General features: G+C 29.6%; 14 protein-coding genes and 1 tRNA gene. 14 read left to right on the forward strand and 1 reads right to left on the reverse strand.

Annotation, left to right across the window (positions count from 1 at the left end):
* Positions 1-82 precede the first annotated feature (82 nt).
* Positions 83-1,999, reverse strand: a complete 1,917-nt coding sequence (locus ACXLDF_RS04100) for a C25 family cysteine peptidase (protein WP_457557224.1) — start codon at positions 1,997-1,999, stop codon at positions 83-85.
* A gap of 814 nt (positions 2,000-2,813) precedes the next feature.
* Here ACXLDF_RS04100 and trpD point away from each other — a divergent pair.
* From trpD to ACXLDF_RS04170, 14 genes are all read left to right on the forward strand, one after another.
* Positions 2,814-3,851 (forward strand): anthranilate phosphoribosyltransferase, encoded by a 1,038-nt coding sequence (gene trpD / locus ACXLDF_RS04105; protein ID WP_457557225.1) that lies wholly within the window; start codon positions 2,814-2,816, stop codon positions 3,849-3,851.
* Between the two features lie 17 nt (positions 3,852-3,868).
* Complete coding sequence (gene trpF / locus ACXLDF_RS04110) at positions 3,869-5,452, forward strand: phosphoribosylanthranilate isomerase (protein ID WP_457557226.1); 1,584 nt, start codon at positions 3,869-3,871, stop codon at positions 5,450-5,452.
* On the forward strand, positions 5,449-6,744 hold the full coding sequence (gene trpB, locus ACXLDF_RS04115) for a tryptophan synthase subunit beta (RefSeq protein ID WP_457557227.1): 1,296 nt from the start codon (positions 5,449-5,451) through the stop codon (positions 6,742-6,744). Before trpF ends, trpB begins: the two co-directional genes overlap by 4 nt.
* 2 nt (positions 6,745-6,746) lie before the next feature.
* Complete coding sequence (trpA, locus tag ACXLDF_RS04120; protein ID WP_457557228.1) at positions 6,747-7,571, forward strand: tryptophan synthase subunit alpha; 825 nt, start codon at positions 6,747-6,749, stop codon at positions 7,569-7,571.
* Between the two features lie 6 nt (positions 7,572-7,577).
* Positions 7,578-9,122 carry an anthranilate synthase component I family protein gene (locus ACXLDF_RS04125; protein WP_457557229.1) on the forward strand — a complete coding sequence of 515 codons (1,545 nt, stop codon included), beginning with the start codon at positions 7,578-7,580 and terminating at the stop codon, positions 9,120-9,122.
* Positions 9,123-9,124: 2 nt separating this feature from the next.
* Entirely contained in the window at positions 9,125-9,817 is a 693-nt protein-coding gene (locus tag ACXLDF_RS04130; RefSeq protein WP_457557230.1) for an anthranilate synthase component II, read from the forward strand.
* A complete protein-coding gene (locus ACXLDF_RS04135; protein ID WP_457557231.1) occupies positions 9,801-10,712 on the forward strand; it encodes a transketolase in 912 nt (303 codons plus the stop codon). Before ACXLDF_RS04130 ends, ACXLDF_RS04135 begins: the two co-directional genes overlap by 17 nt.
* A 6-nt stretch (positions 10,713-10,718) precedes the next feature.
* Positions 10,719-11,789, forward strand: a complete 1,071-nt coding sequence (locus ACXLDF_RS04140) for a transketolase family protein (RefSeq protein WP_457557232.1) — start codon at positions 10,719-10,721, stop codon at positions 11,787-11,789.
* Entirely contained in the window at positions 11,790-12,605 is an 816-nt protein-coding gene (gene aroF, locus ACXLDF_RS04145) for a 3-deoxy-7-phosphoheptulonate synthase (RefSeq protein WP_457557233.1), read from the forward strand.
* Positions 12,606-12,627: 22 nt separating this feature from the next.
* Positions 12,628-12,921, forward strand: coding sequence for a chorismate mutase (locus ACXLDF_RS04150; RefSeq protein ID WP_457557234.1), 294 nt, complete (start codon positions 12,628-12,630; stop codon positions 12,919-12,921).
* Between the two features lie 86 nt (positions 12,922-13,007).
* Positions 13,008-14,447, forward strand: a complete 1,440-nt coding sequence (gene aroA, locus ACXLDF_RS04155; RefSeq protein WP_457557235.1) for a 3-phosphoshikimate 1-carboxyvinyltransferase — start codon at positions 13,008-13,010, stop codon at positions 14,445-14,447.
* Positions 14,440-15,603: a 3-dehydroquinate synthase gene (aroB, locus tag ACXLDF_RS04160; protein ID WP_457557236.1), complete on the forward strand. Its 1,164-nt coding sequence runs from the start codon at positions 14,440-14,442 to the stop codon at positions 15,601-15,603. Before aroA ends, aroB begins: the two co-directional genes overlap by 8 nt.
* Before the next feature lie 163 nt (positions 15,604-15,766).
* Positions 15,767-17,497: an aminotransferase class V-fold PLP-dependent enzyme gene (locus tag ACXLDF_RS04165; RefSeq protein WP_457557237.1), complete on the forward strand. Its 1,731-nt coding sequence runs from the start codon at positions 15,767-15,769 to the stop codon at positions 17,495-17,497.
* A gap of 128 nt (positions 17,498-17,625) precedes the next feature.
* Positions 17,626-17,752, forward strand: a tRNA-Tyr gene (locus ACXLDF_RS04170).
* Positions 17,753-18,620: the final 868 nt, after the last annotated feature.

Raw genomic sequence — 18,620 nt, forward strand, 5'->3', positions numbered from 1 at the left:
ATGAAAAAATGTAAGAAAATAATTCAAAATTGTGATTTAAAGATTAATATTTCACAATCACATTTTCTGTATAAATATTTAATCATGATTTTCTTCTATTGTATAATCCAGTTAATGAAACCACTAAAACCCCCATAATTATTGGGGTATAAAATCCAGAAATTTTTAATCCAGAATTATTATCATCATCTGAAGTAAAATCCGAAGAAGTATCATCTGATGAAGTATCATCTGTTTGTGGCTCATCTGGCTGAATTTCATTCAAATTTTGGTAAGGCAAATAACCAGGATGATAAACAGTTAAATTAAAAGTGTTTAATTCAGATGAATTATAAGGAATTTGAATAATACCATCTAGTGAAGAAAATCCTTTAAAGATAACACTTTCATTTCTTGTGATTGTTATTGTTGCATTGACTATTGGCAAATTATTATTATCAGAAATCATTATATTGGTGGAATTTTGATAATAATCTTTGGTTACATTCATAATTTGAGGGCGATCAAACCACAGACGAACCTCTGGATCGCCCATTAAATTCATTTGCTTTAAAGTTTTATTTTCCCAATCTGGATAATATGGTCTATCTGAATTATAATAAAGTGGATTAGCTCTATCTAAGACATAATCTTCTTTTGCTAAAGCTAAAGCAGCTCCAGGTTGTGGATTAGCCATAAGTTGTTCAAAAAATCTGTAAGTTAGTCCATCAGAATACCACCCTCCAAACTCACGCTCATACCATTCATCTTCACCCCATACTACTTGACTTCCTCCAATAGCACCAATAGCAATAGTTTTTAAAAATGTTTCAGTTAAACAATCAGTTGGTGAATTAAAAGTACCTACACTACAACCTCCTAAATAATAAAAACCAAGTACATTTGCATTTGGGGCTAAATCATCATATGTTGTTATCAAAGGCAATGAGAGTGTTTCATCTATTGGAGAAGCATAATAACCAGTGCCATTCCTATCAAATAACCCATCACCATCATAATCCTTTGAAAATAAAGTTCGATACATAGAATATGGATTTCCATGGCCGGCAATTGCTCCAATAGAATAACCATGATTTAACTGCGCAACCAATCCCTCTTCAGAAATACTTTCATTTACAGAATATTTAGTTGGAACAAGCCCTTGAGTTTCTCCCATATAATAAGTGGACCAATTAGTATTGCTATTATTTAACACTGTTTTATCAATAAAGTGAGTAAAACGATTATAATCACCACCTAAATAATCGGGTTGACTGTCATTATCCCAATCTTCATCGAAAAACAACTGGGCGCCTGCCATTAGAGCAGTTCCAAACCAATCACCATCAGGAGGCGCACTTTCATACTGAACAATTCGATCAGCGAGAAATTTAAGTTCACTGTATGAATTTGCTGATAATCTCCCTACATAAACTTCTGGGTGATAATCGAGATTATCATCCAATTCTCCCCAAATTTGATTATTGTTTGAATCCCAATCGTTATCTAAGTCAGTATAATATGAATCACAACTTACATAATCACCATCATTATAATAATCTTCAGGTGCGTATGCTTCACGTGTTGGAACATCGTCTTCATCACCAGCTAAAAGTACCCATTTTGTTTGATAGTTTTCATGATAATCAGTAATACATGCTTTGATTTTTGCAGCTAAATCTATACCATCATAATTACTATTAATAAATCCAATTGGTATTATTACAGCTGAAACACCTTTCTGACTTTTCCAATTAGCCAATGCCTGCACTGCATCCACATTTTCATCAGGAACAATAATTAAATAGTCTACTCCATATAAAAAATCGGATGAATGAATTTCTAATCTGGATACGAATGGATTTTGTGAAAATTCATTTTCTTCATTTATATTTACATTTGTTTTTGAAATTAAATCAGTAAATAAAAACGAATTTATCGAACTTATTATTAAGAATCCAAAAAGAAATAGAAATATTCCTTTAGAATTCATCTGAACATTTATTGTAATTCTTCTCATGAGTTAGAATTCATATTGAACCGAACCATTTAAATTATATGGTCATTTTAAAAAAAATACACAAATATTCGAGATTTTCCCAAATAATTCCCATTTTTCAAAAATAACTATTTATACTAATCTTGCCTTTTGTATATTATAATTTAGTGAGAAAAAGTATAAGAATGTCAATCAAAGGAAAGAATAAAAACGCTTTTTTAGGAAAATATTGGCCTTGGCACTAATTCTCATAAGATTCTTTTATTTATTTTAGTCTTTCTATTTTCATTTAAGAAACTTTTTAGAAATCGATAGTTTTCTATTAAGATTTTTTTTATCGATTTTCTATTAAGTTGTGATTCTGAAAAAAAAGATATGAAATAAGAATGAAATGAAAAAATATGGGACACCAGTGCAATCTTTCAGCCATAGCGTAGGCTACCAACAATAATTTCGGATATTTATCATAGATTTTATATATAATCAAAGATAATTATTTTTGTCAATAGTAATTTATAACTATTGAAGAACTTAGTTGAATGATTAATATGTTATATAATACTAACCAAAGAATACACATGAATTGCAGGAATTCTGCACTATATTCATTGAAGTTGGTATTATCTATCTATTTCTCTTTTTGTTTATTAATTTCATTCACTTTATCTGCTTGGTCTTGGCAGTAATTGACTTAATTATATAGCACTTGATTTTATTTGATATTTTCAATTTAAAATTAAGATTTTGCTAAAAATTATCTACTTCTGAAAAGAAAATGCATATTTTCTGAAATGAAGTATTTTTTTTATTCAAAAAATGCAAAGAAATGAAGAAAATGAATTCAATAAAAACCGGAATAAAATACTTAATTGATGGAAAGAATTTAGACATCCATCATGCTTCTGCGATAATGCGGGAAATAATGGAAGGAAAAGCAAATAATTCTCTAATTGCCAGTTTTTTGACAGCTCTCGTAATTCGTGGTGAAAAACCTGAAGTTATTGCTGGTTCTGCTCAAACAATGAGAAATTTTTCTAAAAAAATATATCCAAAAATAAATGGAAGATTAGTCGATATAGTTGGAACTGGAGGAGATAAATCTTACACATTCAATATATCTACTTTAGCAGGATTAGTTGCTGCAGGGGCAGGAGTTTCAATTGCAAAACATGGAAATCGCTCTGTTTCTTCCAAATGCGGTTCAGCAGATCTTTTAGAATCATTAGGTGTAAATATATCACTTAAACCTAAGGAAGTCGAAAAGATTATTTCTGATATTGGTTTTGGATTTCTTTTTGCACCAAAATTTCATCCAGCAATGAAATATGCAGTTCCAGTTAGAAAATCATTAGGAATTCGGACAATTTTCAATATATTAGGACCTTTGACAAACCCAGCATCAGCATCAGGATATTTAATCGGTGTATATGATAAAGAGTTGATCCCCTTAATGGCAGAATCTCTTTTGGAAATTGGGGTTGAACATGCATTCATTGTAAATTCTTCCCCTGGCATTGATGAAATTATTCCAATTTCAGAAGTTTATTTTGCAGAAATAAAAGATAATAAAATTACTTATTATTCAAAATTTCCAGATGATTTTAGTTTACCAAAATTTAGTTTACAAGATATTCAAACAAAATCTTTAGAAGAAAATCGAAAATTAGCAATAAATATTCTGGAGAATAAAGAAAAATCCGTAAAAAAGGACATTGTAGTAATAAACGCAGCATATGGTATTTTAGCAAGTGGAATTACAAGTGATTTTAATCAAGCAAAAAAATTGGCAGAAAATTCTTTAGAATCGGGCAGCGCACTTAAGAAATTAAATGAATTAGTAAATAAATCGAATAATTTTAATCCAACTGCGTAAAAATCTGGTGAATTGTGATGGAAATATTGAATCAGCTGATCTTTTCTAAAAAAGACGAAATTTTAAAAATGAAATCTTACTGGAATGAAACTGTAATCAAAAAAAGCAAATCAGATAAATATAAAGAAAATGGTAAATTTCAAAGAAAAAGACTTTCTGAAATAATTCCTGCAAACTTACAATCTATTATTGACGATTTTGTCATTATTGGAGAATTAAAAGCAGCATCTCCATCCAGAGGGTTAATTTTACATTCATCTGATTTAAGAAATAATCTGACTGACAGCCTAAAACAAGGTAAATTTCATGATCCAAGTAAAGATAGTTCGATTTTTATTCCAACCATTAGAAAAATCCCTGAAAAAATAAATGCAATGCTTGCAGAAGGAATAACTGCACTTAGTGTCTTAACAATCAGTTATCTTTTTCATGGTTCCTATGGAAATTTAGAAATTGTAAGTAATACTGCACCTCTTAATATTCCTATTCTGCAAAAAGATATAATAATAGATGAAATTCAGTTGAAAATAGGAAAGAAATTAGGTGCTTCAAATGTTCTTTTAATTCCAAAGATATATAGTCAAGAAAGATTCTTCAAATTCTTCAAATCAGCAATTAAAGAAGGTTTAGAACCTTTAGTTGAAATAAATGATGAATTAGACCTAGAGAAAATTAAACCTTTAACTTCCTATTTGTCTTCGTTTGTTATTGGTATAAATAATCGAAATTTACAATCTTTAGAAATAGATTTAAATACGACGAAAAACATGTTTCCAAAAATTCATAAAATTTTTCCTAAAATACCCGTTATTTCTGAAAGTGGAATTCAATCTTTTTCCAATATTTTAGGACTATTAAAAACAGGAATTTCTGGAGCGCTAATTGGTACTACAATAACAAAAAATGGAGATATCAGTAACAATATTAGATTTTTACTCCGAAGAAAGGTCCCTTTTTTAAAAATTTGTGGAATTACAAGTGGAGATATTTTCACCCAGGTTGATTTTCAATATTGCAACGCAATTGGAGTTATTTACAATATTCCACATTCCCACCGTAATTTATCTATTGAAAAAATTAAAAAAATCTTTTTGCAAGTACCTGAATTTTTATCAAAAGTTATTGTCTGCAAAAATATCCTAATAGAAAAAATCTACGAATTAATAGATATTTTATCGCCTGATTTTATCCAAGTTCATGGTAAGGGTAAATTTAAATTAATAAGAGAAATATCGAAACAAAATCCATCTATATTAAAAAAAATCATTTTAGCAATTGAAAATGAAAATGATTTTTGCAAAATGCAAGAGGATATTCCAAAATTAGTTAAAGATCAAATATTTTCGTTTATTCTTGATGCAAGTGAAGGAAAAGCGAAAAGTCTTCATGTAAATTATGCGCGAAAATTGATTTCACAAAATTCTAATTATAGATTTATTATATCAGGAGGAATAAATTCCGAAAATTTCAAGGAAATTTACGATATTACAAATCCATTTGGAATTGATTGCAGTTCATCACTAGAAAATGAAAAAGGAGAGAAAGATATTCAAAAAATATCATATTTTTTAAATAAATTCAAGGAGGCATTTTACATATGAATATAACAAAATACAATGAAAAATATCCTTCAGATAATGGTAAGTTTGGGTCATTTGGAGGTATGTATATTCCCGAGACGCTTGTTTCGGCGATAAATGAGTTAAAAGATGCATACAAACAATTGAAATCAGACCCTTCTTTTATAAATGAGTTAAAATCAATTAGAAAGAATTTTATGGGTCGACCAACACCCTTAACATTTGCAAAAAACTTGAGTAAGAAATATCATTGCCAAATATATCTAAAAAGGGAAGATTTACTTCATGGTGGAGCACACAAACTCAACAATACAATTGCTCAAGCATTAATTGCAAAAAAAATGGGTAAAACAAAGTTAATTGCCGAAACTGGAGCAGGCCAACATGGATTCGCAACAGCAATAGCCGGTGCTTATTTTGGAATGAAAACGAAAATCTTTATGGGCTCTGAAGATATGATTCGCCAAAAACATAATGTTGAACGGATGAAATTATTAGGTGCAGAAATCATCCCTGTTAATTCAGGGACAAAAACCCTTAAAGATGCAATTTCAGAAGCATTACGATATTGGATTACTTGTGTTGAAGATACTTATTATTTAATTGGAAGTGTGGTTGGGCCTCATCCTTATCCATTGATGGTTAGAGATTTTCAAAAAGTAATTGGAGAAGAAATTCGAGAACAACTTAATAAATTAATACAGAAGGAACCCAATGCAATAATTGCTTGTGTAGGTGGTGGATCAAATGCAATTGGTGCATTTTATGAATTTATTGAAAATCCAAATGTCGAATTGTATGGAATCGAAGCTGCAGGAAAAGGTGCAAATACAGATTTCCACAGTCTTGCTTTAAATAGAGGAATAGAAGGAATTTTACATGGTTCAAGGCAATTGTTACTTCAAGATAAAAATAGAAATATCCTAAACTCGTATTCAATTAGCGCAGGCTTAGATTATCCAGGTGTTGGTCCTGAACTTTGCTATTTAAAATCAATTGGAAGAATAAACACAGATTACATCAATGATACTGAAGCGATAAAGTCATTTATTGAATTATCACGAATGGAAGGAATAATTCCTGCTTTGGAATCAAGCCATGCTATAGCTTTTGGATTAAAATTAGCATCAAAACTAGATGAAAATAATGTCATTGTAATTAATTTAAGCGGTCAAGGAGCAAAAGATATTGAAAGAGTGATTCCATTTATTTCTGGGCAAATTGAACAAAAATCACAACTAAAATCAACAAATAATACAAAAAAGGAACACAAGAGAAACTATCCTATTTTTACGGGAGGTTGTTTTTGCTGAATATGATAACTAATGCTTTTAATAAACTAGAAAAATTGAATGAATGCGCATTTATCCCCTTTTTAACGCTTGGAGACCCAAATCCAGAACTATTCATGAAAATTATCCAAAAAATTGCACAATTTTCTGATATTCTTGAATTAGGAATTCCATTTAGTGATCCTTTGGCAGATGGTCCCACAATTCAATCTTCAAATAAAAGATGCCTCAATAACCAATATTCGTTTGATAAATCATTAGAATTGTTAAAAAAAGTGAAGAATATGACAAAAAAACCAATAGTTGTGCTTACATATGCCAATGTTATTGGTATTGATGAAATTATGGAGAGAAATTTGAAAGATTTCAAGAACAATGGCGTAGATGGGATAATTATTGCAGATATACCCTTGGAAGAATCCGAGGAAATACAAAGAATATGCAAAAAAACAGAGTTAGATTTAATACAATTAATATCTCCTACAACTTCACCTGAAAGGATAAAGAAAATTGCTGGTATCTCATCTGGATTTCTATATATTGTATCACTAAAAGGAACAACAGGAGTAAGAGAAAATATTAATCAAGAATCAAAAAAACTTGTGAAATCAGTTAAATTTCAACTAGAAAGCATAAAAAAGAGAATTCCTATTTGTATAGGTTTTGGAATCTCAAATCCATCACATGTAAAAGAAATCTGTGAAGCGGAAGTTGATGGTGTTATTGTAGGTTCTGCAATTATTGATATAATAGCCAAGAATTTAAAGAAGCCAGAAAAAATTCTCCTTGAAATTGAGAACTTTGTTTTTTCTCTTAAAAAAGCAACAAAAACAGTAAAAAAAAGATGAATAATTATGGAAACAAATATAAAGATTTCTCAAATTGGAAAAATAAAAAAAATATTCCCATTTTATACATTTTTAAGGGAAGAATTAAATTTTACAAGAAGTGTTTTATTTGAATCTGCTCCAATAAATTCTAAAAATATTCATTACTCGTTTATTGGATTGAAACCAGAGTTTATGATAAAAATCCATAATGAAAAATTCTCTATTTTTGATGTGGTGAGTGATCAAGGTGAAAAAATCAAAAATGCACTAGAAACAAGCAAAAATTCTAAGAAAAAGCATGAATATTTTGAAGATCATACACCAATGATTATTCCAGAACTTGATCTCCTTAAAAAATTTTTTAAAACAACTCCAAATTCAATTCCGGAATTATTTCCAACAAAAGCTTTTTCTGGAGGTTTAGCAGGTTATATTGGTTATGATGTAATGTCAAAATATGTTGGTTATTCAAAAAACCAAAAGATCAATAGTATTTTTCCAGATATTATTATGGGCATGTTTACTAAAATATTGGCTTTTTCTCATTCATCTAAAACACTTTATGAAATTGAAAATAATATAGGATTTAATAATAAAATTTCCGAAATCCCAAAAATATTTAAAAAATTTAAAAAGAAATCTATAGAGAATTTTGAAAGAAAAGAAAGCCATTTAAAATTAGAACAAAATAGCAAATTATTAAGAGATTTCCCTTTTAACAAGATGAAATATTCATCAAATATAACAAAAGATGAATGGACAAGTATGATTTACAAAATAAAGGAACATATACTTGATGGTGATATTATTCAAGCAGTAGTCTCCAGAAAAATTTTTAAAGATTCTCATGTATCTCCGTTAAATGTCTATGAAATTCTTCGTGAAATTAATCCTTCACCTTATATGTACTTCTTAGATCTTGGAAAGATCGATAACAATAATCTTTGTATTTTAGGAGCAAGTCCAGAAGCTTTGATTTCAAAACAACAAAATATTTTAGAAACAGTTCCAATAGCAGGAACAAGAAGAAGAGGTAAAAACGCAAATGATGAGAAAAAAATGGAGCATGAATTAAAAACCAGCACTAAGGAAATTGCAGAACATATAATGTTGGTGGATTTAGCAAGAAATGATTTAGCAAGAATCTCATTACCAGGAACAGTTAAAGCAAAAGAATATTTTAAAATTACAAAATTTCCATCAATAATGCACATAACTAGTAAAATTCAGTCAAAAACCGAATATGATTCCATTTCTGTTTTGAAATCAGTTTTTCCTGCTGGAACTGTTTCTGGAGCGCCCAAAAAAAAAGCAATGCAATTAATTCATAAATATGAGAAGGAAAATAGAGGTCCTTATGCAGGAACTGTCGGTTATCTTAATTTTTCTGATGACATGGAGATGGCTATCAGCATTCGGACACTTTTTTTCCACAATCAACAATATATTGCTCAAGCAGGATGTGGTATCGTAGCAGATTCTAATGCAGATGAAGAATATTTAGAAAGTTCAAATAAATTAAAATATATGCTTGCAAGCATCTATTTAGCAGAAAATAAGAAGGATTGATCATGAAAAAAGCCAAAAAACAAGCACAAAAGATTTTGTTTATTAATAATATGGATTCTTTTACATATAATTTAGTTCATGACCTATCTTACATAGGAAATGTAAGAATTCAAGTTGTTTCAAATCAGTTAACTATTGAAGAAATAGAAAGAATTTCGCCGGACAAACTTATAATATCACCTGGTCCTGGACATCCAAAATATGATTCTGGAAATTTAATAAATATAATCCAAAAATTGTATAAAAAACTACCAATATTCGGAGTGTGTATGGGATTTCAAGTAATTTGCGAGGCATTTGGCCAATTAGAAAATGGTGAAAAAGCAATGATAGAATATGTAGGAAGAGCAAAAGTTGGACCAATGCATGGAAAAATGTCAAATATATTCCATAATGGAACAGATATTCTTAAAAACTTACCGAATCCACTAAAAGTTATAAGATATCATTCGCTAGCTGCAAAACCGGAACTATTTCCTAATTCATTACTTATTACAGGAATGGCATCTGATGGAACAATCATGGCATTAAAACATAAAAAATATCCAGTATTTGGAGTACAATTTCATCCTGAATCGATTGCAATGAGACCCTATGGATTTCAAATTTTGAAAAACTTTCTGAATATAAAATATGATTTCAACAAAAAAATAACAAAAATTATGGAGAATAGCGATTATGTTGCCAATATATGAATCCACTAAATCAAAAAAACGAATTTTTGAAACAGATATTGCATCAATCAGTCATTCAATTGAAGAAATAAGAAAAAAAGTGGTTGAAAAATTAAAAGCGAAAGCAAAAGAAATTAGAAAAAAAACCATAGAAATGATCGCAAATGCAAAATCTGGACATATTGGAGGTTGTTTTTCAGTATGTGATTTACTCATCGGTTTATATTACTATAAAATGCGAATTAATCCAAAAAATCCCCGTTGGAATCAACGAGATCGTCTAATTCTAAGTAAAGGGCATAGCGTACCCGTATTATATGCAATATTAGAAGATTTAGGTTATTTTAAAATAAAATCTACAGAAAAATTAAGACAAATCAATTCACGATTACAAGGGCATCCATGTATGAATATAACTCCCGGTATTGATATGAGTTCAGGTTCTTTAGGAATGGGATTGTCTGCAGGATGCGGTATGGCAATAGCATCAAAACTTGATAATCTTCATTATAATGTTTATGTTATTTTAGGAGACGGTGAAATGCAAGAAGGACAAGCATGGGAGTCAATCATGACTGCAAGTCATATGAAATTGGGAAATTTAATAGCAATTATCGATAAAAATAATCTTCAAACAGATATGGCTGTGAAATCTGTTAAAAATAGCGGTAATTTTTCAGAGCAATTTAACTCATTTGGATGGAATGTATACACAATAAATGGTCATGATTTTTATCAAATAGTTAAAACTTTTGATCTAATCCAACAAAATAACAAAAAACCTACAGTGATTATTGCAGAGACATGTAAAGGTAAAGGAGTAAAATTGATGGAAAACAACCCATATTTTCATGGAGCGATTATTATCGATAAATTTGAAAAAATTGCTTTGAATGAATTAGAACTTAAGGAGTAGATTAATATGGACAAGCTTTCATATTCATTACCTAGTAAAGAGCAAAACATGAAAAAAAATAAACTAAATTCACCCCATATTCCATTCACAGCACTCTCATATAATAAGATTAACGAAATTTTAGGAATTAATAATAATACCAAAAAAATGTCTCTACGAGAAGCATTTGGAAAATCTTTAGCTTATTTTGGAGGAATATGCAATTTAATAGTAGTATTAGATGGAGATTTGTCTCAATCAACAAAAACACACTATTTCGCTCAAAAATACCCTGAACGATTTTTCAATATAGGAATAGCAGAACAAGATATAGTTAGTATTGCAGCAGGTTTGGCAAGTTGTGGAAAAATTGCAGTTGCTTGCACTTATGCTACATTTTTGGTAGGAAGAGCTCTTGATCAAATTCGAAATATGGTTGCTTTTAACAAATTAAATGTAAAATTGATAGGAGCACATGCAGGGTTAGCTACAGGTGAAGATGGTGCAACACATCAAGCATTAGAAGATCTAGCAATTATGCGCGCTATTCCTAATATCAAAATATTCACTCCTTCAGATGCTTTTGAAGTTGTAAATATTATGAAATATGCATTATTTATTGATTCACCCGTGTATATACGAATCTCCCGACCAGAAATTAACATCTTGACAGATAAAAGCGAGAATTTTACCATCAACAAGATTAGAATAAAAAATACTATCAATAATCCAGTATGTGCACTAATTGGCCATGGAACAATTGTCAATCTAATGACTGAAGTGAGTAATCAACTAAAAAAGCACAACATTGAAGCACTTGTCATTAGTGTGCACACATTAAAGCCATTTGATATCGAGTCAATAAAAGATTTAAACTCTAAAGTTTCAATTTTTTTTTCTTTTGAAGATCATAATGTTATTGGAGGATTAGGTAGCGCAATAGCAGATGTACTATCTGAATTACCAAATTCGAAAAAATTAGTACGATTTGGAATTCATGATAAATTCGGAACCTCCGGTTCAATTGAAGATCTTTATGAATTCTATGGATTAACATCAAATCAAATAGTAAAAAGAATTTTAAAGGAGATAAATTAAATGAATGAATTAAAATTTGAAAAAACAAATCAAAAATCTGAAACAGAAATAAAAATAAAAGAGATGGTAATTGGAAATAAAGGATTTATGCTTGCAGCAGGACCATGTGCTATTGAATCACAAGAACAATATTTCGAAACAGCAAAGTTGGCTAAACAAGCAGGTGCAAATGTAATTCGAGGGTCTGTCTTTAAACCACGCACATCTCCATATTCTTTTCAAGGAATGGGAAAAGATGGTTTAAAATTGATAAAAGATCTTGGAGAAGATCTTAATATTGTTGTCGAAACAGAAGTAACAGATCCAAGAGATGTAAGTATCGTAAAAGATTATGTTGATATCATAAGAATAGGAGCCAGAAATATGCAGAATTTTGATTTATTAAAAGAAGTTGCAAAATACGATCTTCCTATTATATTAAAACGAGGATTATGCTCAACATATAAAGAATTTCTATATGCAGCAGAATATTTAATGATGAATGGAAATGAGAAAATCATATTGTGTGAACGAGGAATAAGAACTTTCGAACCAACATTGCGAAATACTCTAGATTTAGCTGGTGTAAGTTATCTTAAAAAGGTTACTCATCTTCCAATTATTGTAGATCCAAGCCATGCAACAGGAAAAAGAGAACTTATAATTCCTATGAGTAAAGCAGCAATTGCTGCAGGTTCTGATGGATTAATTATCGAAGTTCATAATAATCCAGAAAAAGCATTATGTGATGGTGCTCAATCACTCACTCCTGAAATTTTTAAGCAACTAGTTGAAGAAATTAAACCATATTTAACAATCGAAAAGAAAAAAATATAAAATGAAATATAGGGAATTTCTTATGTTAAGCAATCAAATTCTGCAAGAAATTATGGAAATTGATATAAAGATTATTAATTTAATCCATCAACGATTTAATTTCATTCCAAAGCTATTATCTGAAAACCAAAAATTAGAAAAAAATATCATCTTTTTACCAACGAGAGAGAATCAAATGCATCGAAAATATTGGGAGCACGCAATCAAATTAGGATTAAATCCTGAATTTATTCGAAAAATTTTTGATCTAATCTTCAATGAAATGGATGAAATTCAAGAAAGAGAATTAATAAATGAATATATAATGGAAAAATAAAAAAAATTAGATGAAAATACAAAAATTAGGCGAAATTTCCTTAAATATATTAAAAAAAAATTAATAAAAAAGAATTGTGATAATTTATGAATATAAAAGAAGAAGAGAAAGAAAATCAAAGGAAGATGCAATACTGTGTCAATAATTTTGATAGACCAATTTTTATTTCTTTTCCTATGATTGGTTCAAAATCTGTAGCACATCGAACATTGATAATCAGTGCATTCTTAGATAAAATTACTGAACTTGACAACATCCCATTATGTGATGATGTACTCATTACCATTAAAGCACTAAGAAAAATTGGTATTAGAATTGATATAGTTGATGGAGATTTATTAAAAGATAAATCTGAAAAAGAAAATTCTATTAAGAAAAATGCAATTAAAAAAGCAATTGTCTATGGAAATCCGATTTTCTCAGATAAAATACCAAAAATATTTAATTTTCAAAACTCAGCTTCATCTTTTCGGTTTTTTATGTCAATACTTAGTCTTTTCAATCAAGAAGTAATATTAACTGGAAATAGCCAAATGCAAAAACGTCCTGTGCATGATCTTGTTAATGTCTTGAGAAAAGGAGGAGCAAAAATTAAATATCTAAATAAAGAAGGTTTTCCACCAATCCAAATTAAAGGAACGTTTTCTGGAGGATCATATGATATTTCAACTTCTATTAGTAGCCAATTTGCCAGTTCACTGATATTGATCAGTCCTTTTGTTGCGAACGGATTGAATTTAAATTTGATTGGAGATTTTCACTCGATACCATATATTTCACAAACTTGCCAAATAATGCAAGAATTTGGATATAATCTTAATTTCAAACTAAAATCTAAAGAAGGAACCATATTTATCCCTCCAAATCAGATTCAAACAAATAATCAAAAAAAACAGAAAAAGCAATATAAAAGGGTAATAAAGAGAAGAAAATTCTTTATTGAAGGAGATTATTCTGGAGCGACATATTTTTTAGTTGCTGGGGCAATAATGGGAGGAAAAATTGAAATCTATAACCTCATCAAAGATTCACTCCAAGGAGATAAATTCATAATAAAATGTCTTGAAAAGATGGGATGTAATTTTACTGTTGAATCAAGTAAAGTTACTATGATAAAACAGCCTGATGTATTACTAAAAGGGATCACACTAGATTTAGGGAATAATCCTGATTTACTATTACCACTTTCTATTGCTGCAATATTTGCAGATAGCCCATCTGTATTTTATAATATTTCTCATGTAAAATACAAAGAAAGTAATCGAATATCTGCTTTAGCGGTTAATTTAAGAAAATTAGGTGTCCATTCAAGCATATCTGACAATTCGATTACAATTTTCCCAAATTTGCATCCACATGGTGGAATTATTGATTCATTCAACGACCACCGAATAGTAATGAGTTTTGCTGTAGCAGGATTGAAAATACATGGAATTATTTTAAATAATCCTCTTTGTGTCAATAAATCTTTTCCTGAGTTTTTTGAATATTTAGAGAAAATTAAAGTGTTAGAAGAAAATGCATAAAAATCATCATAATTTAAAATTTGTTAAAAATCTACCTGATATCATTCATGTTTCTCATCCAAAACTCGATTCCTACCCAATATACATTGAAAGTGGCTTATTTGAAAAGAATATTTTTGAAAAAATCATCCTAAAAATAGAAGAGATTTCAAAATTTCTTATTATAACTGATAATCATGTAAAGCAATTATACGGAAAAAAATTAAATGAAATTATGAAAAAAAACGGAAAAAATTGCAAAATAATCAGTTTTAGGGCAGGAGAATCATCAAAGACACTTGAAACATTTATTGAACTACATTCAAAGATAAATCTAGAACTAGACAGAAAATCTTGCATACTTCTCATTGGAGGTGGAGTTGTGGGTGATATGGGAGGTTTTGTTGCATCTACATATATGCGAGGAATAAATTTTATTCAAATTCCAACCAGCCTATTAGCAATGGTTGATGCATCTGTTGGTGGAAAATTAGCTGTAAATCATTTGCATGGAAAAAACTGTGTTGGTTTGTTCAAAAACCCAATTAAAGTTCTGATTGATCCTAAATTATTAAAAACATTATCTATGCCTAATTGGGCAAATGGTTTTGCAGAAATCATTAAGTATGCAGTTATTTTCCCTGATCCATTATTATCCTTAATAGAAAAATACATTGAAGAAAAATTCCTGGATGAAAAATTTTTAGATGATAATAACTGGGATTTATTAAATCAAATAATTAAATATTCTATACAAATTAAAGTAAAGATTGTTGAAACGGATTATTATGAAAAAAATCTAAGGAAAATACTCAATTTAGGCCATACTATAGGTCATGCATTGGAAGAATATTTCTCTTATGATTTACTTCTACATGGTCAAGCTATTACTTTAGGTATTATTGCAAATTTATTCATCTCATATAGACGTAATTATATTAATCTAAAATTAATAAAAAAGATGGAAATGATTTTTCAAAAAGTTAAATTAAAAATTAGGCTTTCAAAATTGAGATTATCAATTCAGATTTCAAAGATTGTGGAATTAATAAAAAATGACAAAAAAGCTGAAAATAACATCCCACAGTTTATTCTCATTAAAGGTTTAGGTAATTTATCAATAGAGAATAATATTTCTAAGAATGAAATAATTGAAGCACTAAACTATATAAAATAACTTCATTTGTATATGAATGATTATTTCCCATTTTTGCCCCATTTATTTATTTGAAAGCAAATAATTTATATTAGGTATTCTATTCCAACATAATTTATGTTCTTTAAAATTTAATTATTTAATATTTGAGAACATCATTACATTCTTGTTGGAATGCATGAATATGACCCCAAAAGATGAGATAACATTAGATTTCATTCGAAATCAAATTATTGGTAGAGATTATAGATTTAAAACACCATTTGGAACCAGATTGCTTACATATGCAGATTTTACTGCTTCAGGTCGAGCACTAAACTTTATTGAAAAATTTCTTATTCACGTACAACGTTCATATGCAAATACTCACACTGAAGATGATGCCACTGGTCGAACCATGACAGGATTACTCCACAATTCAGAACATATTATCAAAAAAGCATTTAATGCTGAACGTGGATACTGCATCATTGCTCATGGAACTGGGAGCACCGGCGCAATCTCAAAATTTCAAGAAATAATAGGTGTTCGTATTGCCCCTGCTACTAAAGCATTATACCAATCACTACTTGAAAAATACTTTAAAGAACATCCCAACATCCGCTCTATATATTCTGAAATTTCACAATTCGTTGAAGCTCATAAACCAGTCGTATTTATAAGCTCTTATGAACACCATTCAAATGAAATAATGTGGCGTGAATCTTTTGCTGATGTCATCGAAATTATTTTAACCGATGAAGGAACTATCGATTTAGAAGATCTTGAATCAAAATTATCCGATCCCCGCTATAAAGATCGATTTAAAATCGGCTCTTTCTCAGCTGCATCAAATGTCACTGGAATTGTAAGTCCCGTTTATGACATTGCACGAATATTACATAAGTATGATGCAATTGCTTGTTTCGATTTTGCAGCCAGCGCCCCATATGTTAAAATTGATATGCATAAAGATGATGAATGCTATTTTGATGCAATCTTTATTTCCCCACACAAATTCTTAGGCGGTCCGGGTGCCTCTGGAATTCTGGTTTTTAATGAAAAACTTTACAACACAACACTACCCCCAACCTTCGCAGCTGGTGGAACTGTTGATTACGTAAGCCCATTTGCAGTAGATTACACCAAAGACATTGAGACGCGTGAAAAAGCGGGAACCCCAGGTATCATTCAGACAATTCGTGCTGCTTTGGCAATTGATTTGAAAGATCACATAGGTATGGATATTTTAGAAAAAAAAGAAAGAGATTTCTGCCACCGTGGAATGCAACGTTTGGCAAAAATTCCAAATGTAGAAATTTTAGGCAATCAAGATCCAAACAAGCGCATTCCTATAATTTCATTTGTCATTCGTTACAAGGACGGCTATTTACATCCCAAATTCAGCACAAAATTACTTAATGATCTATTTGGAATTCAATCTCGAGCAGGATGTAGTTGTGCAGGTGTATACGGCCATCGACTGTTAAATATTGATCGTAAAACATCTGAAAAATTCAGAAAACTTGTTCAAAAAGGGCTATTTTCAATAAAACCGGGATGGACACGAGTCAACTTTCACTATTCATTTTCAGAAGCGGAGTTTCAGTTTATTTTAGATGCCATTGAATTTGTTGCAATCCATGGTTCAAAGTTCCTTCCACTTTATCAAATAGATTTAAATACAGGTGATTGGTTTTATCGCAATTTTGAGGATAAAGATCTCACATTTCGCCCCACTATTCAAAATATTCTTGAACTAGCTCAACGGGATTGTTTTGACGCAGAAAAAATTGATGCTGAAAATGAATATATATCATACATGAAATTTGCATATGATCAGATAAAATCGCTACACGAACCAAAAGATTTCAAAAAATACTCCGATCCGCTTGCAGCTGAACTTCAATGGTTTTATTACTGCCATTCTGTTTAATATCTGATCTATTTTCTTTTTAACTTGGTAAATGCATTCACAATTAAATCAAAAGTGATAAGAAATATAAAATTAGAAGATCCACAAAATTTATATTTTTTCTCTCGTTTTATAACTAAGAAAGCATTCCCTCCTTAGCTCAGTTGGTAGAGCGCTCGGCTGTAGTAAAATACGCCCAAATGAGAAAATCTTTGATGATTTTGGGTCAGTCTTGCATTTACCGGGATGTCGCCGGCTCGACTCCGGCAGGAGGGACTTTTTCTTGTTTTGAATGAATAGGCTGATTAATTTTATCTTTGCATTTTCAATTTTTCCAAAATTTTGCCCTACTTAATAAAATTAGGAATTAACTTGAATATATATTTGAATTCAAGGGATAAAAAAATTTTAACAATCTTAGTGCGAATAAGTTTAGATAAGCGAATTTTTCTTTTGAAATAAATAATGAAAATTCTTACAATCAAAGAGAAATTCACCTAATTTCAATCCTTTATTTACTAATTGTATCAATTTCTTAAAATTTATTGCCATTAAAATCTGAAATTTCCCCGCTTAATCCAAAATTCTTTAACTTTTTCTATCAAAATTTTCATTTAAACAAATTTGCACAGCATTCTCCAAGATGTTCTTTATATTATTCTATTTTCCAAAATAAGGAAATGATTTTACAGATTTGTTAAACAAGTAATTTGAATTATATTATAAAAATATGAGCACATAAGAATAGTTTTGGCAAGTTTGCATAATATTTTCTTCTTTTTAACATAAAATTTTTCTAATTAGCAATATCGTCTTTAATTTTTTAAAATATCACGATTTTCTTGAAGAAAAAACGATATACAAAAGTAAACTAATGTTTAACGATGTTAAAATGGAGATACGTAACATAAATCGGAGATGGGCCCAGATTGCTTCACGAATTCTGAGAATGACAAAAAAATAAATATGTTCATCGCAATTTTGCTAAAAATTGAAAGAAAATTGGATAGCATTTTAACACTATTAAGAGAAAACAACCGGCACTGCAAACATCAATTGTTTAACACTTATAATGGGATATGATTAAATATTTTGACGCTTGAATCTAATACATATCATAAAAGCATCACATTTAAATTTACGC

This window comes from Candidatus Harpocratesius sp. (assembly GCF_054039255.1).